Origin of the sequence: Pseudoalteromonas rubra, from assembly GCF_001482385.1 — a bacterium.
Taxonomy (GTDB): Bacteria; Pseudomonadota; Gammaproteobacteria; order Enterobacterales; family Alteromonadaceae; genus Pseudoalteromonas; species Pseudoalteromonas ardens.
On sequence record NZ_CP013612.1, the window covers coordinates 951,553 to 971,142 of the forward strand.

A 19,590-nucleotide genomic window follows, 5' to 3' on the forward strand; every position below is an offset into this window, starting at 1 on the left:
GGAGCTGAAGCGATTAGGGTTCCTGGTGGCAACCAAATTCACTGTCGCAATTTGCAGCGCGCTCCCGCCATATGCGCCCATCCATACGCACGCGCCAGATAGCTGTGTCATGGTAAGAACCGTCACGATTGCGAGTAACAACTTTAACGTCGGTATAATAGCCACCTGAATGCAGTGCTCGCAGTCCTTCTCGTAAGTGAAGATAATCCAGACTAGTCATACCAAAGCTGGCGCATTCTGAGCGACACACATACTCGAACCTTTCCATAGCCTTGACGGAGAAGTTACCTTTCCCCATCATGTTGTCGCTCATGACTCTGCCATCCATCACAAACTGAGCGTACTGTTTCACAAACGGGTGAAGCTGTTCGGTTGTCAGACCCAGGTAGGTGGCCAGGCGGGCATCATTTTGGTTGATCTCGGCTCTCAGGCGTTGTTCAAATTCCGGGGAATAGCCGTCAGCATGGTACTTTGCTTCCTGTACAGCAGGGATCTGGTTGAAAGGCAAGATGTCATCAGGCACTTCACTGTCGTGATAGCCCTTTGGTGCAGCCAGTTTGGTCATAAAGCGTTCGTACTTCTGAGTGACATTGGCATAGCGCTCGACACTTATCCCAAGTGATTTGGCGCCTTCATCAAATGCCACCTGCATTTCTTTGAACTCAGCCATTGCCTGCTTACTAATCTGGCTGTTGGTGTGCGCAAGTGTGCTATGGCTCAGCAATGCGGCAAGTATCCATGCGGTCAGTGGTAACTTTTTCATTACAAATCCACTCCTTGTGATTGGTGAAATATAAGTTAGTTTTATGTGTTTTTTTTGTCAAGTTTATGGGGTTGTATTTTTACCTTTTCTGCGCGCTGCGATTGCAGGTTTAGCGTTAATAAGCACATCGCCAGCATGCAGTTGATCCTGTAAAGTTAATGACTGATGAATGCTGGGCACTTAGTGGACTTTTTTTCCCGGCGTTATTTAAGTCAGGACGTCTGATCTCAGAAGCCGGGGAGTACTATGATAGAACTAAAAAAATCAAAACCATCAGAAATAGCGCGATTTGTGGAGATGGAAAGTGCGGATGATACTGCCGGGTTTATTATTCCCTGCAGCATAGAGCAACACCTTGCCGCGATGGCGCACGCACAGATTATTTATTTATCTATCTACGAGCGCCAAACTCTGGCTGGTTTTATCATTCTTTCTCTGGATGATACGGCCAGTGTGGAATTTCGCAGAATTGTGGTTAGCGAAAAGGGTCGTGGTATTGGTCAACACGCAATGCGTTGCATGGAACACTATTGCGTCAATGAGTTGGGACGTAAACGTATTTGGCTGGATGTGTTTACCGAAAATACCCGAGGGATCCATATTTATCAAAAGCAGGGGTACGATCAGTTTGATCGCAGCGAGTATCAGGGCAAGCCGCTACTGCTCATGGAAAAATTACTCTAACATTTTGCCTCACTGGACGCCTGGCTCCATGTTTGTTCGTTGGCTGCTGGTTGGTTGGCGGTGCAATGTTTTTACCTTGCACAGTATTTGCACGTTCTTTGCGCGGTGTTTGCACAATCCACTCATATAGTGAGATCAGAGATAGCAGCAAAGGCTATCAGATGTTCAGCTCTATGGGAGTGATTAGTATGAATATAGTGCATAAAAGGTCGTTGTTGACAGTGTGGGTATCGGTGTGGATGTTGTCCGCATGCGGTGGTTCAGGGTCTGGAGATGACAGCAGTACTCAGGTGCAGTCGAGTTCACCAAGTGGTGAGGTCAGTGGCAGCAGCTCAGGCTCCGCAACAGTGAGCGATAATACGACAGACAATACGGGCGATAATGGCACTGGCTCTGATGATTCAGGGTCAGAAGCCCCCGAGTTGAACACAGACACAGGCACAGCCTTGACGTCGGGCTCGACTGACGGAGTACTGTGTGATTACTTTTATAATGAGTTCAATGACTCAGCGTCGGTGCAAATGACCAGCAATGCTGATTGGAGTTGTACAGGCATCGCCCGGCTACTCACTGCGAATGGCATCCCCGATCATCAGACCGGCACCTTTCCTAACTCGGGAAACCCCAACACCATCAGTGAAGCGCCGGTGTCAGTCAGTTACCCCCTCACACCTGAACAGACAGACACAGTCTCAACCCTGGGAGGGCCAAGAGGGGCAACTGGCTATGTGCTCAACGGCGTTAAGATTGATGCGAATACTGCGGGTTCCTGCGACGATTCGGGCAACAGTTGTAGTTTGGTCGGTAACACAGGCAATTGGCATATAGAGGCGCTTGGCCAGACGAGTTTTGACTTTGGCACCGACGACAACAACGCCCACGTTCAGCCCAATGGGTCGTATCATTATCATGGTATGCCGGAAGGCTTTATTGCGATGCGCGGTGGTTCAGAGTCCAGTATGACCCTGATTGGCTGGGCAGCTGACGGTTTTCCCATTTATGCCCGGTATGGTTTCAGTGATGCACAGGACGCAGGGTCGGCCCTAAAGGTGATGACGGGCAGCTATCAATTGGTACAAAACGTTAGCAATAGTCGACCAGCCACATCAGTTTACGCCTTAGGGACTTTTGCACAGGACTGGGAATACGTGGCAGGCAGTGGTGACCTAGATGAATGTAATGGCCGTTATGGTGTAACGCCTGAGTTCCCTCAGGGGATCTATCATTACTATGCCACCGATACATACCCGTATTTTCAGCGTTGTGTCAAAGGTAAGTTGTAGTCAGCGGAGGTTTAAGCATGCACAATTTCATCTCTGGTTTACTGATGGCCGCTGGTCTTTCACTCAGTAGCGCAGCCCATGCACATTTAATGGTGGCCGAGCAGGGCACACTGAACTTTGACGAGTCAGGTGCCTATCTGGTGGTGGCCATCGACCCGTCGAGTTTTCCAAAGGCGGATACCGATAAGAATGGTCAGTTGTCAGTCGAGGAATTTAAACAGGCTCATAATACGCTTTTTAAAGCGATCCAGACGCAGGTTTTTATGACTCAGGGAGAGACCCAAAAGTACATCGAAGGTTTGATGCTATCACCACAAACTGCACACCATGGCGACCAGGGCGAAATTGATCAAATCGTGGTGATGGGTAAGTTTGTTGGCGTTGATCATCAGCAAGGGTTGCAGTTTCACAATGGCTTGTACGGCAAAAACAACGAAAAGCAGCTAGCCATGCGTGCCAAATATAAGCGCTTGGGGTTAACGCAGCGTTTTACCCTGACAGCAAAGCAGCCTACTGCTAAGGTGTTTTAACGGATTTCAAGGGCAGTGATTACAATTGAGGGTTGGCTGCTGGATTTATTTCGCCATGCAGCAGCTCCTCACAGTCTCTTTTTCTATTCTTATAAATCATAAAGTTAAGCTTCAAAGCAGGGACAAGAAAGCTGGAACTGTTACAAGATATGGCGAACTTTATGTTTTTTGATGAAACTTGAGCTTTTTTGTCCCTATTTTGAATTGTTGTGCGATTTTTCGCTGTGTACCATTTCTTCGAACTCACATCACAAATGATATAAGGAGAATGACAGTGAAAGTCGTTAAGTTCGTTTTACCCCTGCTCGTAAGTAGCCTAGCAGCCGCTTATGTAACCGATGCGCAGGCATCAGCGCCTGGAGAGTGTGATGATTTTATGATCACTTCTCAAATGAATCGCTATCATGAATCAGAAGAAGTGCAAAGACTCTGGATCAGTGCTGGTAGTCAGTCAAAGTGCGTACGCATGTCGCCAGATCGGCACAACCCTGTTTACGATGTACTTGCCCGACAACGTTCACTGCGCAACCAGTTGGAGACGGAACTCAGAACCAGGCTGGATGACGAGTTGAAAAATGGCATTAACAGCTCACTCAGACACAGGTACACCAACTTTGAACTAAAAGGTGGCCTGTCGACAACCCTGACGGCTAATCACAATGGTGAGATCCTCGCCAATGTGAATGGCTTTGGGTTTTACGCTAAAGCAAAATATACCCTGAAAAATGTTCCTTCAATGATTGCGAGCGCGTACGCAACGGTTAAGGTTGAGCGTATTTCTGTTAATGCAAAATATGACTTTGTGAAAGGCGAGGCCTATGACCTTAAAGTTGATCCGCTCCATTTAGATGTGGATGTTGATTCCAGGATCTTTGGTATCAGTGTCCCTGTGCTGAGTAATTTCATCAATAGCCGAGTTGAAGGCGTGATCCGCGACAAGATTGAAGACTACCTGAACTCAAAGACGAACGGCTGGAGTAAGGCTATGTTCTCGCTGGACAAGGCAATTCCGGATGATAAATTTGGTTCATTGGGCGTGTCTGTGAAAAATAGGCTGACCAGCTTGCTGCCAGGTAAGTACATCAAGATGTCCTCTTCTGTACAAAAGATGGATGGTGCGTCGTTCTATGTTGACCTGTCCGGCGACTTTTCCATCAGTATGAGTAACAAGGTATTCCAAAACCCTTGTTATATATACGCCGATACAGCGTGTAACCTGTTTCCCGATTTCTGATAGTCGGCTGGATATATATGGCAACTCAACAAGTACCTGAGTTGCCATATCATCTGATCAAACCGACGGCTAAATGCCAAAACAATGTCCAAAGAAGTGCATGTTGGTAGCTAAGGGAGCTGCTAATGCGGTGAGTCATGTCTGATAGCCCACTCAATCAACTCGTTAAGATCTTGCTTTGCTGCCCTTTAAACGCTATTCATCCGGCAAAGTCATCTCACGTATAGCTGTCTCTTTGATATTCGCAATATTGATTATCTTGTTTAGTCAAACTTTTTGCATGATTACTGTGTTGTTTCATCTTGTGTCGCTGTATGAGGATAATTGCAATGTGCTTTTTAGTGAAACAAGTTAGATGATGTTGGCAGTGATTGCCTACCCGATTTATCCCTTAATGAGAGCAAGATATTGTTAGGGATACAGTTCATATGGTCGGCTTTGAATCATGTGTAAGGAAGCACAATGACAAAGTTGCAGAAAACCCATTAGTGTACCGCTGGCTTTACAGACACAAAAATGCTATTTAAATGTAACCTTAATTTAACTGGTTGATCTTGCGTTAACATTGTACCTTTTGTGTGAACTTGTACTGCAATTAAACAATTAAGGAGAAGTGTGTGAAAGTTACTAAGCTCGTTTTACCTCTGGTATTGAGTGGCTTGTTTGCTGCAAATGCGCAGGCGTCTGTGCCTGGTGAATGTGATGACTTAATGATTGGTCTGAATATGGACCGCTATGTACAGTATGAGACTGTTCAAAGGGTCTGGATTAAAGCAGGTAATTCTACGAAATGTGTGCGGGTGTCGCCTGATTTACATAATTCCGTTTACCATGTTCTGTCAAAGCAGGTTGCGATGCGCAACCAGCTGAAGAGCGAGTTACATACTAAGCTGGATCAGGAGCTGCGAAACAACGCCACCGGTTTGGTAGAGCACAGATATACCAATACGGATCTGACTGGAAACCTCTCTACTAAACTCTCGGCAAATAGCAATGGTGAGATCCTGGCAAACGTTAATGGTTTTGGGTTTAACGCCAAAGCAAAATACACTATTAAGAATGTGCCTTCGATTATTGCAAAAGCATATGCGCGTGTTTCGGCTCAGAATATTGTGGTAACGGCAAAGTATGACTTTGTCACAGGTCAGGCTTATGGTCTTAACGTGAATCCGATTAACTTAAACATTGATGTCGACTCTCGAATTTTTGGTATCAGCGTGCCTTTGCTTAGCAATTATATTAATAACAAAGTTGAAGGTATTATTAGCAGCAAAATCCATGGATATCTTAATACTAAAACCGATGGCTGGAGCGCTTCTTTGTTCTCTCTCGATAAAGCGATTCCTGACGACAGATTTGGTCAACTGGGCGTATCGGTTAAGAACAGACTTAAGAGCTTAGCTGCTGGGCAATACATTAGGTTAAGTTCATCAGCAACGAAGATCGAAGGCGCGTCTTTGTATGTTGATCTATCGGGTGATTACTCTATCACTATGTCGAGCAAAACCATTGAAAATCCATGCTATATATACTCTGACAGGCCTTGTTCTATCAATCCTTTCTGATACGAATAGGTGAGAAAACTGCAGGCAGCCAAGTTGCTGCCTGCTGTCTGAGGTTAAAAGGCAATCATATTTCCGGCCACTACGACCAGCAAACCGGCAAATAGCTTTTTGATGGTCGGGACGGGCAAATGTTGCACCGACTTAGCCCCCAGCGGTGCGGTAAACCACGAGGTACACACTATACCCAGTAGGGCGGGCAAATACACAAACCCGGCAAACCCATCTGATAAGGCAAAGTGTGCACTGCCCGACGTGATGTAACCTACAGAGCCAAACAGCGCTATCACGATACCGCAGGCTGAAGCACAGCCAATGGCTTTTTTCATATCAATAGAGAAAAACGTCAGCAGGGGCACCAGCAGTGCACCACCACCGATACCAATCATGGCTGAGAGCCCGCCAGTGATGGTTGTAAACCCCGTTAACAGCCCTTTGTTTGGCATGCTACGCTCGTCTGATGCGGGTTTATTACTGCCAAAAAACATTTTGAGTGCAATCAAGACCACACTGACGGCGAAGACCCAGCGCACGATTTGCTCGGGCAACATGGCGGCTAAAAAACCACTGATCAGCGCACCCAGCGCAACCCCGGTCATAATCCAGGGAGCGAGTTCCCAGGGCACATTGCCATTTTTATGGTGGGCGATGGCTGATGAAGTAGAGGTAAACAGAATAGAGGCCAAAGAGGTAGCGATGGCGGCAACGATCACCTGCTCCGCAGGCAGGATCGCAAAATACAGTAAAATACTGCTCAGGACCGGGACAATAACCAGCCCGCCGCCAATGCCAAGGAGCCCGGCCAGAAAACCAACACCGCTGCCTAATAAGGCGCAGCATGCTATCAATAACAACAAGTCACTCATTCCGTTTTTCTCATTATATTATATGGGGTTAGACGGGTGGCGAGTATATCGACGGTTAGCTTGTTGGTAACCGGTTCGCCACGTTCTGAGCGAGTATATCAAGATAATGTCTGTGGCTTTTCAGATAAGTTTTGAATATTCCTCACGTTTTACATGAAGTAAATTCAATTTGAACATCTGGATGGCTAGAGGTTTTTATTTCTAGGTGTTTTTGTTCCCGTTTTTCTATGCTCCCCCTGCAAAATTTCAGAGCTTCACAACAACCATGAATACAACTCAAGTTTTAGGTGAAATTAAACCGTTTTTCTTCAAGTGCTTGTCCGGGTAACAATGTGATTGCTCCAAACGCCAGGCTAGCTTAACGATGGCTAAGTGCATGCGCTGCACCGGGAAGAGCACATTGTACATTTGGGTTAATCACAGAATATTGGATACCAGAACGCCATGAATAACGAGTTTACTTTTACAGTTAAAAGCATCATTTTTGATGAAAACTACCATCCGTCAGACAGCACACGGATCACTACTAATTTTGCTAACCTGGCCAGAGGGGAGAGCCGTCAGGCAAACCTACGTAATGCACTGAAGATGATCGACAATCGTTTCAATGCGCTGGCTAACTGGGATAACCCCAATGGAGAGCGCTATGCCATTGAGCTGGAAATCATCTCGGTAGATATCGACGTGGTAGGTGACAAAGAAGCTTTCCCTTCGATTGAGGTACTGAAAACCAACATCATTGATCATAAAACCGGTGATCGCATCGAAGGCATAGTCGGCAATAACTTCTCTTCGTATGTACGTGACTATGACTTCAGTGTGGTACTGCTGAACCATAATAAAGGTAAGTCGCAGTTTAGCATTCCTGAAGGCTTTGGTGAGTTGCACGGTAAACTGTTCAAACATTTTGTGAACTCAAGCGCCTATAAACAAAACTTTAAAAAACTCCCGGTTATCTGCCTGAGCGTGTCAGACAGCAAAATCTACCAAAGAACTGAAAATCACCATCCGGTGCTGGGCTATGAGTATGAGCCTAATGAGTCCTCGCTGACCGAGCAATACTTTAAGAAAATGGGCCTGCAAGTACGTTACTTTATGCCGCCAAATAGTGTTGCCCCGCTGGCGTTCTACTTCTTTGGCGATCTGCTGAATGACTACACTAACCTGGAGTTGATCAGCACTATCAGCACCATGGAAACGTTTCAGAAGATCTATCGCCCGGAGATATACAACGCCAATGCGGTGGCAGGCCAACGTTACCAGCCAAACCTTAAAAACCTCGACCATTCACTGACGCAAATTGTGTATGACCGTGAGGAGCGCAGCAGACTGGCAGTGGAGCAGGGAAAATTTGCCCATGAGCACTTTATTAAACCTTACCAAAGTGTGCTTGAGCAGTGGTCGGCGAATTACGCCTGATAGTTAACGAGAATAAACGGCAAATATGATGAAAACACTATTACCTACGTCCACCGCAGGCAGTTTACCTAAACCCTCATGGCTGGCACAGCCTGAGGTGTTGTGGTCACCCTGGAAACTTGAAGATCAGGCACTCGTTGACGGCAAACAAGATGCACTACGGGTGTCGTTGCAGGAGCAGCAACTGGCAGGCATTGATATCGTCAGCGATGGAGAGCAAACCCGTCAGCACTTTGTGACCACCTTTATAGAGCACCTGGACGGTGTAGATTTTGAAAACCGCAAAACGGTTAAAATTCGCGACCGCTATGATGCCAGTGTACCCACTGTGGTTGGACCGATCAGCCGTCAGAAGCCGGTTTTTGTTGAGGATGCTCGGTTTTTACGCCAGCAGACCAATCAACCGATCAAATGGGCACTGCCCGGTCCGATGACCATGGTTGATACCTTGTATGACGATCACTACAAGAGCCGCGAAAAGCTGGCCTGGGAATTCGCCAAGGTACTGAATCAGGAGGCCAAAGAGCTGGAAGCGGCGGGTGTTGATATTATCCAGTTTGATGAACCAGCCTTTAATGTTTTCTTTGATGAAGTGAATGAGTGGGGCATTGCCTGTCTGGAGCGTGCCATCGAAGGCCTTAAATGTGAAACCGCAGTACATATTTGCTATGGCTACGGTATTAAAGCCAATACGGACTGGAAAAAAACGCTGGGTTCAGAGTGGCGTCAGTACGAGGAAGTATTTCCTAAGCTGCAAAAGTCGAACATAGATATTATCTCACTGGAGTGCCACAACTCGCGGGTGCCTGTTGAGTTGTTATCCCTGGTTCGAGGCAAAAAAGTTATGGTGGGGGCCATTGATGTGGCAACAGATACCATAGAAACACCAGAGGAAGTTGCAGCCACACTCAGAGAAGCGCTGAGATACGTGGATGCCGATAAGCTCTACCCCTGCACCAACTGTGGTATGGCACCGCTAGCCCGCGACATTGCCCGGGGCAAATTGAATGCACTCAGTGCCGGCGCTGAAATTGTGCGTCAGGAGCTGGCTAAGTAAGCCTGAGCAAGGCATGCTGATGAGTGTGTCTGCTTGCTCTTCTATCTTTGTGACATAAAGCTGGGTTAGGACTCACTGAGCAGTGCATACAACGGCTTTTTGTTGATGTTGGTTATATTTTGCGGTAACAGTACGTCAGATGACGGCACAATATCTGATCTTGTGCTATTACAACAACGTATAACCAGATCACAGAGTTTTAAGGAGCAAGAATGCGACATTTATCAGCAAGTATCCTATGTCTGCTGCTATCGGGTTCACTTCAGGCCACCCAGAGCAACACACCAAGCCAGGCCTACAACTGGACAGCAGGTCCAGACTTACCTATGGCACTGCAAGAGGTATATCCTGCTGTTTTTAATGAACGTATTTTTGTTGGGGGCGGATTCACTCCTTCTGATTCACCGTCCTTTTCTGGGCTGGGTCCAAGCACAGACGTTTTTTTACTTAACCCGGCAAAAGAATTCTGGACAAAAGCACCGTCCTTACCTGCGCCACGTCACCACCTTGGTATGGTCAGTAATCGGCACTTCATTTATGGTATCGGTGGCTTTACAGGTGCTAAAGGGAGCGCCTGGGAAATTCAAAACTCTGTATTTCGCCTGGATGGTAATTTACAGACCTGGCGCAGCGGCCCGTCCTTGCCTATTCCTCTGGCCGAATCTGTGTATGCTAATGTCGGTAAAAATATTCATGTGATTGGCGGTAAAACGGTTTCCAGAGAGACGGGTAAAAATGTCGATAGCGACGCCCATTATGTACTTATTAACAACTCCTACTGGCGAAAGCTGAAATCAGCGAGTCTGGTCAGAAATTCCGCCGCCAGTGCAGTTATTGGCCATAAGATCTATGTTATTGGTGGACGTACATCAGGCCTGGACGGGGCTAACCTGAGCTACGCTGAAGTGTATGATACAAAAACTGAAACCTGGACGCCTATTGCGCCGCTGCCGGTGGCTTCCGGCGGTTTGTCGGCCAGTGTTTTGGATGGCAAAATCATAGTGTCGGGCGGAGAAGTGTTTGGCCCGAAAGACAACTGGCAGGCAGGTAAAGCTTTCGATGATGTTTGGGCGTACGATCCGCAGACCAATCAATGGCAGGCATTGCCGGACTTGCCTCAGCCACGTCACGGACATGGCTCGGTCTCGTTAAACGAGCAACTCCATATCATTGGTGGTGCGGCTAAGGTTGGGCCGCAGGAAACTCTGTCGTCGACTGTCACCCTGGTATTGGAAGAGGGCGAATAACGCAAAAAGCGCCAAATGGCGCTTTAGAAAGTCAGCTCATTTAGTTTAATTAAGGCAAACAGCCAGACTTGCCAAAGAAGTATCTTACTTCGTAGTTTTAACAGGGGGTGTAACTGCTTACTCCGACCAGGCTTGAGTCCAGCTAGCTGTCTTTAACTCGTGCAATAACGCCTTCAATATCACTGGTGCAAACAACCTAATAGGGTCTCGCAACCCTCTAAAAAGAATGAGCAAGAACACGTTGGTTAAGCGGCATTTTAGTCTCTGGTTTTTAGTGTTTTCCAAAATGCACAGGTCAACAGCTGGTATATCCAAAAGCTCGGAACTGCGTGATTAAACCAATCTGGCAGGCGCTTTACTTTCCATATAAACTTGCTCAAAGCGGTATCGTACAGCGCTTGTTGCCATGTATATGGACGCGCATCGTTGTCTACATAAATGGATTCGAATACGTCTATCAACCCACAACTTTTAAAGGTGTTGAAGTCGCTCGTGTCTTCAATTTCAAGCTGTTTTAACGTGGCGAAGTGCTTCGGCTGGCGAGTTGATGGAATCGAAAGTCTGTTGAGCTCAAAGGTTGCTATTCCACTCGGGCTAACGCTTTCTTTTAAAATTAAATAGGAGTCATCTATTTGACCGGTATAGCCCCCTTGGGGGTCATAAAGTAACGTGCCTTTCGAACCTTCAATTTTTACCCATCCATCAAGTCGTTGATAAGGCTCTATAATGGTTGCGCTGACTCCATCTGAAAAGCTAAGCGTTGTGGTGTTCTTACTATTGCGTTTAATGGACCAGACTTTTTTTAGTCCGACAAAAGAACGGACAACAGCAAGAGCGTGATGTCTGTACCCTGTGTGGCTGAGTGTTATATTTTTAATCTCACCAAGTACATTATTGACAATGACTTCTCGCATAACACCAAATTGCGGATAATTGAGGTAGTCTTCTGTCACTACCACTTTTGAAAAAGAAAGTAGGTAGAGCGTGGCTCTAAAATCTTTTATATATTCAAACACAGGTGTATCAACAATCAGGGTTTTTCCTTTACACATGCGATGTATCTGTTTTAAAACGGCAGGGACAAAGTCGGTAGTGATAGAAATAACGACGATATCAACTGCCTCGAAGTCGACGGCCTCCAGTGACTCAATAACAGGAATGTTCCATTTATTGCACACGGCCTCTCTATTCGCTTTAGTAGGAGAATACAAACCTATGATGTTGTGTTTGTGTCTCAAGCAATGAAATGCAGGTATAAAATTATTTCTTACCCGGCCACCAGAGCCGATTATTAAGACATTCGTTTTCATTTGAGTACCCTTTTGTTTAAAAATGAGTGGCCTTGAATTCGATTTAAACAGTATGCGCTCTATTACTAACAACACACTCAGTGGTAGCAGAGCTATAGCCTCAACGCTTTGTCGACTTTGTTTCTGATCCTACGCAGCATGACCTCTGCTTTGTTTGGTATTTTGGTTTTCGTTGAGCTGCTGATAGAAGTTACCTGAGGTAACTCAGCTGTTTGTGAGTGAGGCATTGTTAGAGTAGCCTGGTAATTGTCGAAGTGACTGCCTAAAAGATAGGCTAAAGCCTGATTGTCATCACCTAGTGCTGATAAGGCGTTTTTGAATTCATCAAGATGGATCCTGGAGTTGGCCCACCCATTAGTCTGAATGGATAATTTCAGAATTCGTCTTCTCACGGGGGAACTGTTTACATTTGGTCTGTGATAGAGATCTCTATTCCACAGAAAAGTGGTCCCTTTATCCCCGGTTATGTTGCAGCAGTCTAAATCGCTTTCTAACGGGCCTGAATCATAATCTGGAATGATTTCAAATGACCCATAGTTAGTGCTCGGCACATCGGATAAATAGATAAAAACAGAGCTAGGCCTGCACCCATAAACAGATTTTATGTTGGGGTCGCTGTGGTCACGATGCCACCCGTCCAGCTCATCAAAGCCGATGTGGTTTTGGCTACTATTACCTTCTATTTCGAAGCAGTGACAGTGGAAAAAAATAGGGCATGGGTCCAACAAATTTATGGTATTCATGAGTTTAGGGGACATGACTTCTTCCAGTATCCCCAACGCTAGCAACTCATCTGCTTTCACATAACTGCGCTTTTGAGTGGCGCGCTCGTTGAAAAGTGGGTCTAGCCGATGATTCCAGTCATCAATGGTTTCTTTCGAATACATATTACTAAGACTTAAGAGGCCATGTTGCTTATACATGGTGCGTATTAAACTGATGCTCTTGTCGTGATTGTTCATGAGTGACTCCCGGTTCTGTCCAACGTAATTAAAGGCGTAGCAATACACGTTGCTATTCAAGCATTGCACGGTTCTGCTTAAGGCAATGGAGGTAAATTGCCGCTGATCTCAGGCATAATTTCTGCTCATCCGTCACTGTCTTCTCGCCTTAGTGCTGTAGTAGATTGCGATACTTGTGCCAAAATTACTTTCCTTAATATTCAAGTGGTTATATTTTTTGTTTTTATGTGGAGATGTGTGAGTCTGGCGGAGTTTTTCATTTTGAGAATCAATATTGGTGCTTATTCTCAAAGTAGAAAATGCATAACAAATATAGTTGTGAAACTATTCTGGTTCAGGCAGTACGGTGAGGTCTTGTTTTATATTGTATTGAGCGCTATCCGAGGGGATAGCAGTCTGCCGTTGCACTATGGTTTACTTAGGAAGCACTTGGTGCCAGATAAGCAAACAACGAGTCTGTCGACGTGGGCTTGGTACGTGAATGACTAACCAGCAACGTTATGATCACCGGATATGCATCGCCAGATTGCGCCATAGGTATTTGTATAATAGTATTATATCGGTTCTAATATAGGTAAATGAGAACGCTGACAGAAATACGTTTTGTTAGAAATTAAAACGCGCACAGCTTGTTCATCACAAGCTATTCCAATTAAACAACCAGGATGTTGGTGTAATGCAATATTCTGATGTCTGCCTTGTTGGATAGTAAAAAGTTCGCATTGCGTATACATCACATCCAAGCTTGCTCGATCACTCCAAACCTGAGGAAACAATGAAAAATAAAATACTGTTAGGCTTATTTTTAAGTGCTTTATCATCCAGCGTTTTTGCGGCCAATGAGGGCAAAATCACTTCGATTGCCTTTGCGGGGGCGAATATGTCGAGTCACCCGGATATCGTCCAGTTGCAAATTGAAGGCGGCTTTGAGTCAGGCGATTGTCATACAGGTATTGCTGCAATAAGGAAAAGTGATACACATCTTGTCTCTGCTGCGCTTGCTGCATTCTCAATGGGAAAGCCAGTAAAAGTGTTTCTTAATGCCCATGAATATTACTTCCCCTCACAAAAACGATGTGTCATAACGATGCTGACAATGGCGAAATAAAACCAACACTGAATGCCATGTTGTTGAGACTCACCCAAAACTCATAACGAATGGCATGATTACGCAAAGTACTGCATAGGCCTTTTGAACGCTAACTATGCATCACGGTGTTCATGCTTGCAGACTCAATGTCTGCTTGCATATCATGAAGCACGTTAGATAAATGAGTGACCTCGCTCTGTGATTCAAATGAACACGTAATACGTAATAGTCCAGAATCTAGTTTTGCCCCAAAGAAATACATTGGCATTAATGCTAAGCGGTATTTGAACAAGAGATACATGGCGAGGTCCACATTGTTCTCGACCACAATTTTATTTTCAGAGACGTAAATGTCGCGCAGCGCTTGCGGCAAAGTTGCGCCATAGAATCCGCTAAAGTCGGCCATTACGTAAAACGTTGCTTGTCGTTCAACGTAATTCGCCTGCTTAACAGCAAACCCTGTTTCTTTCAGTAAAGTTTCAACTTGCCTCACCATTGGTTTATAAAAAGCTGCCAGCTTTAATTGCCCTTGTTCACAAAACTGCTCCATTGCACATGTATAAGCGTACTGTGCACTTTTGGGGGCATGCACTAGATTAGCTGCATGGTACTCAACGATTTTGTTATTAAACTCGGAATTGGCAGTAACCAAAATGGCCATACGTTCGCCGGATGCTGAGAAGCCCTTTGTACCAGAGCGTAACAAAATGATGCGCTTTCTCAGCTGCTCACTGGCTAAGCTATATAAAGAGACATGTAGCTTATCAAACACCATTTCGGCATAGGCTTCGTCGAGTAAAATCACACTATTCGGATACTGCTCCAAAATTGGGATGATTTTTTGCCACTGTTGCTTTCCAACGACATTGCCCATCGGGTTATTCGGATCGCAAAATATAAAAGCCCCGATTTTATCTCTGTCGATGCCGTTGAGCGTTTCAGTGAGTTTTTCAGCAGTTAACGCGGACATGTCGCTTTCAACATCGACCAATAATAAGCTATGTGCGTTATCGCTGGAGTAAGAAATCCCCGTATGATCGGGATAATACAGGTTAGTCGTCACCACCATTTTATCTTTAAACAAACTACGAATGAGGTAAGAAGCAGCCTGAATCGCAATGCGCCCACCCGATGTAAAAGTAACGCTGCTTGTTTCAACCGGGACTTGATACTGACGTGTGAGGGCTTTTGCCATGCGCTCACGGTAAGCTTCTTCACCTTGTAGCTCGCCGTAGACAATTGGGCGTTGATTATCAATAGATTGCCAATAGCGTATTTTGGCATCAATAATGGGTTGATAAACGGGAGCCGAGGGTTTGCCGAAAATAGCAAACTGCACCGCACTTTTTTTATGGAGTTCTTTGGCTATTAGGTACAGTTTTTCCAAGCGGTCTAACTTCTCTATTTGCCCATTGGGCAGCTTCACTTTATCGATAAAATTTATCATACGTGCTCTTACTGTGTTTGCAGCCAATGGTCGGTGTTGATTTACTACAATTGCTTGCAGGCTCCGGTGAACTTAAAACTGCCAAGTTGATATGGTTTCATAAGTCCACATTGTACACTTATGGGGTACTTGTGCAATCCGAAAATTAACGTGACATTTACAGGTACAATGGGTACTGGCTAGGTTTATCTGTCCCATGGCTGGTAAATGCGTGTGCTGCGTGTGCTGCGTGTGCTGCATCGTGTGCTGCATGGACTCCCACCCAAAACTCACAGGCATTCACTGAGGTTTGTTGGTCGGCGTTGTTTCACTCTACACTCTGTTTTTGCGTGGAAATGGTAACGACATCTACGTAGTTGCAATAATTTACTTGTTGTTGATATTTGAACTCTTTTTCACAGTCAGAGTCTTTTAAAATTAAGGTGCCTGTAGTGGTCAAATTAAATTGGTACTTTAAGGGAGCGCTTTGCATGATTTTGGCTGGATGTTCCAGCCTCTCACGTGTAAGACGTGATTATTAGCGACATCATTTCGCTGTTAAAGAATGCTGTCACAGAGACGTGAACTCTGTGACGCACACTTTCTGAGCTTGTGGCAATTGGCTCACTCGATAAAAAGGACATTTTATGATTATTAGATACTTATTGTGGATAAGTTTGTTCGTCATGGGCATCAATCAGCTACATGCCAAAGTCATTGAAATTGACGCTGCGCAACAGTTACAGCCCGCGCAGGCCAAGCGTATTGTGGAAGAGTTTGCTCACTCTATCGAGCAAAATTATGTGTTTACCGATGCTGCTAAAAAAATTGCAGGTGATTTACGCGCATTAACTTTTAAGGGCGTGCAATCACGACATGGCTTGTCGAAACAAGTCACTGACTTAGTGAGCCAATACGACAAGCATCTGGCGTTAGTCACTCGGGTCGATAACCTGGGTCAACACAGTGAAGAGGCCAGAGAGCCCTGGTTTACCGAGCTAAAACGCAAGAATTCCGGCGTACGCCAGGTGGAAGTGCTGGCAGGCAATATTGGTTATTTAGAGATGTGGGGCTTCGACTCCGTATCTTCACAAGCAAAAGAAGTGATTGCTGCCTCGATGGCTTTATTACAGAGAACCGATGCGCTCATCCTGGATTTTAGTCAAAACGGTGGGGGAGATGGCTTTATGATATCCCACTTCGCCAGCTACTTTTTAGACAAGCCCACTTTGTTGCACACTTACCAATATAGAAGTGGAAGCCGTTATCCTTTTAGCAGCGATCAGCCCCTGGGGGCCGCTCAACTGCGCGATATACCTCTGTACATCTTGATTGGGCCAGAGACGTTCTCTGCCGGTGAAGCCTTTGCTTATGCGATGAAGCACCTGGGGCGAGCAACTGTGATTGGTGAACCGTCAAAAGGCGGGGCCAATCCGATCGGGCAATTTAAGTTATCTCATGACTTTATTGCATTTGTGGCAATCGCGACTACCGTTAGCCCAGTCACCCAGAAAAACTGGGAAGGGACAGGTGTCATGCCGCTGGTTAACACTCAGGTTGAGTCTGCAAAGTCGCAAGCCTACCTGATGGCATTGCAGCAGTTAAGCGGTCAATCCACTAACCCTTATTTGACCAAAGAGAGAGCGCAAGCTATGCGCCAGCTGACCAGTCAACTCGCCGCTTTAGATACTAAAACTAGCAGTAATTAGTAGAGTGAATATTGCTTAACTGAGGGCAACCAGGTCTCGCATTGTATGCCGTTACCCCGGATACATACGAGGCTGGAACGGCTAACATTCAGTGCCGTGGCTCCTATTGGTCACAAACCCAACCAACCCCATGGTCATCCCGGACGCGTGCGAGCCGGGATCTACTAACCTGCAATGCCGTGGCTCCTTCTGGTCGTGAATCCACCAACTCCCGTTCGATTGCCTGCCACCCGTCAAACTGGTTAGGTATTATTGGGGATTGATATTGTGATATCTTAAACTGGCAGTTGTTAACACGGAATTTTGCTTCATGAACGAATCGACGCTCCACCAAACCTTATCGCAGCGTTTTGGCTTTTCAGCATTCAGGCCTGGTCAGGAACAGACCGTTACCCAGCTGGTTAACGGCCACTCTAGCCTCGCAATTTTCCCAACCGGTTCAGGTAAATCCTTGTGCTATCAGCTGACAGCCTTACAGCTCCCCAATTTAACTTTAGTAATCTCACCTTTGCTGGCGCTTATGAAAGATCAACTAGAGTTTTTACACAGCAAAAACATCAATGCGGCCAGTTTAGATTCAACGTTAACCCGCGAGCAAAGTCAGTCTGTGATGCAAAATGTTAGAAATGGCAGCATTAAAGTGCTGATGATCTCGGTTGAGCGTTTTAAAAACGAGCGCTTCAGAGAGTTCATTAAGCAAGTGCCTGTCTCTATGCTGGTGGTTGATGAAGCGCACTGTATCTCTGAGTGGGGTCACAATTTCAGGCCCGATTATCTTAAGTTACCCGACTATCGTAATGAGTTAAACATTCCATTAGTGCTGCTGCTTACCGCCACGGCGACCAAAAAAGTAAAGCGCGACATGGCGAACCGGTTTGATATAAAACCCGAGCATATCGTTCAGACGGGCTTTTACCGTGCCAACCTGGATTTAAGCGTGTATGCCTACCCGGAAGCGCAGAAAGTGCAGGCATTGATTGGCTATTTAAAGCAACAAGCTGGCGCAGGCATTGTGTATGTCACGTTGCAACAACAGGCTGAGCAGGTGGCTAAGCAATTGCAGGCGGCGGGTGTAAATGCCGCAGCCTATCACGCCGGGCTGGATGACAGCCTTCGTCAGAGTATCCAAAACGATTTTATGAACAATCACAAACAAGTGATTGTTGCCACGATTGCCTTCGGCATGGGCATAGACAAATCCGATATTCGTTTTGTGGTGCACTACGACCTGCCAAAATCGATAGAAAATTACAGTCAGGAGATAGGCCGTGCAGGGCGCGACGGGCAATTTTCGGAATGTATTACCCTGGCTAACTTAGATGGCGTTGCGACGCTCGAGAACTTTGTTTACGCCGACACCCCTGAGCAAGCCAGCATTCAGGCGCTGATTGATGAAATTCAATCGCAGCAACAGCAGGGCTTATGGGAAATGCAGGAACTCAGCGCCTCCAAAGTCAGCAATATTCGATTGCTGGCTTTAAAAACCTTGCTGGTGCAGCTCGAACTCAAAGGCGTAATTGAGGCCAAGTACGCGTTTTACGCCGACTTTAGATTCAAGTGGTTACGCACAGAGCAGGAAGTCATAAATGTGTTCGATGCGAACCGTCAGCAATTTATTCAGCAGATAATTGCCAATACACAATTTAAGAAAGTGTGGGGCACCGTTGATATTCAGGCCTTAGTGCAACTTGGGCACGACAGAAATCGGATTGTAGCAGCACTGGATTACCTGCATGAGCAAGGGCATATCGAGCTTGAGTCAAAGCGCATGATGCAGGTGTATCAGGTTAATGAAACTAAGCTGGCAGAGCCAGATTTGGCCAAAGAACTTGCGGATTACTTTTTAGATAAGGAGCAAGCCGAGGTTAAACGTATTGGGGCCATGCTGCGCTTTTTTGAGTTAAACACATGTTTAAGTTATAACTTAGCGCGTTATTTTGATGATGAAAATGCGCCACAACAATGCGGGCACTGCTCAGCGTGCCGAGGCCAGGTTGCACAATTAGCCCAGTCTAAGCAGACAGAATTTCCGTCGGACGACACATTAAGAAACGACCTAAATGCGTTAAAACAGCATTTGATGCAAATTGGCGTTACGCCAAGCTCCGCAATACTGACCCGATTCCTAACCGGCATGACCTCGCCATTGGCAACGTCTTCCAAATTCAGACAGCGCGCCGGGTTTGGCAGCTGCGCAGACATTCGCTATCAGCAGGTTTTGAATAAAGTAAAGCAATTGGGTTTTGGGGCATAATGGTGCGTAAAGGTTTAGCATGTATTATCAAGTAGCGCCAATATCAAAGAAAAACAGTGTTTAAGTTAGCATTGGCTGGTAGTCAAAGCTGGCACGGCTGAACTTCTCTATAAAAACTGACTTCCATCTCTATCATCCCAGGCGCTTGCGAGCTGGGATATATTAACTTACCGCGCAGCGGGTATACTGAAGCA

Annotated in this window: 16 protein-coding genes; 11 read left to right on the forward strand and 5 right to left on the reverse strand. The window is 45.9% G+C overall.

From position 1 onward, the window contains the following. Positions 1–13: 13 nt before the first annotated feature. Positions 14–763 carry a hypothetical protein gene (locus AT705_RS23185; protein WP_058798687.1) on the reverse strand — a complete coding sequence of 250 codons (750 nt, stop codon included), beginning with the start codon at positions 761–763 and terminating at the stop codon, positions 14–16. A 246-nt stretch (positions 764–1,009) separates the two neighbouring features. Between AT705_RS23185 and AT705_RS23190 the strand changes: the two genes are divergently transcribed. The 5 genes from AT705_RS23190 (at position 1,010) to AT705_RS23210 (ending at position 6,059) form a co-directional block, all read left to right on the forward strand. After that, entirely contained in the window at positions 1,010–1,447 is a 438-nt protein-coding gene (locus AT705_RS23190) for a GNAT family N-acetyltransferase (protein WP_058798688.1), read from the forward strand. A 188-nt stretch (positions 1,448–1,635) separates the two neighbouring features. Beyond that, complete coding sequence (locus tag AT705_RS23195; protein WP_082669147.1) at positions 1,636–2,730, forward strand: YHYH protein; 1,095 nt, start codon at positions 1,636–1,638, stop codon at positions 2,728–2,730. A 17-nt stretch (positions 2,731–2,747) separates the two neighbouring features. After that, positions 2,748–3,260, forward strand: coding sequence for a hypothetical protein (locus tag AT705_RS23200; protein ID WP_058798689.1), 513 nt, complete (start codon positions 2,748–2,750; stop codon positions 3,258–3,260). Between the two features lie 274 nt (positions 3,261–3,534). Next, entirely contained in the window at positions 3,535–4,494 is a 960-nt protein-coding gene (locus AT705_RS23205) for a hypothetical protein (protein WP_157576965.1), read from the forward strand. 617 nt (positions 4,495–5,111) lie between these two features. After that, positions 5,112–6,059 (forward strand): hypothetical protein, encoded by a 948-nt coding sequence (locus AT705_RS23210; protein WP_058798691.1) that lies wholly within the window; start codon positions 5,112–5,114, stop codon positions 6,057–6,059. Positions 6,060–6,112: 53 nt separating this feature from the next. On the opposite strand, the gene AT705_RS23215 is transcribed toward AT705_RS23210, so the two are convergent. Next, positions 6,113–6,922: a sulfite exporter TauE/SafE family protein gene (locus tag AT705_RS23215; protein ID WP_058798692.1), complete on the reverse strand. Its 810-nt coding sequence runs from the start codon at positions 6,920–6,922 to the stop codon at positions 6,113–6,115. A 444-nt stretch (positions 6,923–7,366) separates the two neighbouring features. Between AT705_RS23215 and AT705_RS23220 the strand changes: the two genes are divergently transcribed. The 3 genes from AT705_RS23220 to AT705_RS23230 all read left to right on the forward strand — a co-directional run bounded on the left by AT705_RS23220 (position 7,367) and on the right by AT705_RS23230 (position 10,645). Beyond that, positions 7,367–8,341, forward strand: a complete 975-nt coding sequence (locus AT705_RS23220; RefSeq protein WP_058798693.1) for a DUF1852 domain-containing protein — start codon at positions 7,367–7,369, stop codon at positions 8,339–8,341. 28 nt (positions 8,342–8,369) lie between these two features. Then, positions 8,370–9,398 carry a methionine synthase gene (locus AT705_RS23225; protein WP_058798694.1) on the forward strand — a complete coding sequence of 343 codons (1,029 nt, stop codon included), beginning with the start codon at positions 8,370–8,372 and terminating at the stop codon, positions 9,396–9,398. A gap of 212 nt (positions 9,399–9,610) precedes the next feature. Next, positions 9,611–10,645, forward strand: coding sequence for a Kelch repeat-containing protein (locus tag AT705_RS23230; RefSeq protein WP_058798695.1), 1,035 nt, complete (start codon positions 9,611–9,613; stop codon positions 10,643–10,645). Between the two features lie 257 nt (positions 10,646–10,902). Here AT705_RS23230 and AT705_RS23235 read toward each other — a convergent pair whose 3' ends face one another. Continuing rightward, positions 10,903–11,955, reverse strand: coding sequence for a Gfo/Idh/MocA family oxidoreductase (locus AT705_RS23235; protein ID WP_058798696.1), 1,053 nt, complete (start codon positions 11,953–11,955; stop codon positions 10,903–10,905). Positions 11,956–12,047: 92 nt separating this feature from the next. Further along, entirely contained in the window at positions 12,048–12,917 is an 870-nt protein-coding gene (locus AT705_RS23240) for a hypothetical protein (RefSeq protein WP_058798697.1), read from the reverse strand. A gap of 775 nt (positions 12,918–13,692) precedes the next feature. On the opposite strand from AT705_RS23240, the gene AT705_RS23250 reads away from it, so the two are divergent. Then, positions 13,693–14,025 carry a hypothetical protein gene (locus AT705_RS23250; RefSeq protein WP_058798699.1) on the forward strand — a complete coding sequence of 111 codons (333 nt, stop codon included), beginning with the start codon at positions 13,693–13,695 and terminating at the stop codon, positions 14,023–14,025. Positions 14,026–14,116: 91 nt separating this feature from the next. Here the strand turns inward: AT705_RS23250 and AT705_RS23255 are convergent, their stop codons facing one another. Continuing rightward, on the reverse strand, positions 14,117–15,454 hold the full coding sequence (locus tag AT705_RS23255) for a pyridoxal phosphate-dependent aminotransferase (protein WP_058798700.1): 1,338 nt from the start codon (positions 15,452–15,454) through the stop codon (positions 14,117–14,119). 626 nt (positions 15,455–16,080) lie between these two features. On the opposite strand from AT705_RS23255, the gene AT705_RS23260 reads away from it, so the two are divergent. Together AT705_RS23260 and AT705_RS23265 are read left to right on the forward strand one after the other, a co-directional pair. After that, positions 16,081–17,142 carry a S41 family peptidase gene (locus tag AT705_RS23260; protein ID WP_058798701.1) on the forward strand — a complete coding sequence of 354 codons (1,062 nt, stop codon included), beginning with the start codon at positions 16,081–16,083 and terminating at the stop codon, positions 17,140–17,142. A 310-nt stretch (positions 17,143–17,452) separates the two neighbouring features. Beyond that, entirely contained in the window at positions 17,453–19,396 is a 1,944-nt protein-coding gene (locus AT705_RS23265; protein WP_058798702.1) for a RecQ family ATP-dependent DNA helicase, read from the forward strand. Positions 19,397–19,590 lie beyond the last annotated feature (194 nt).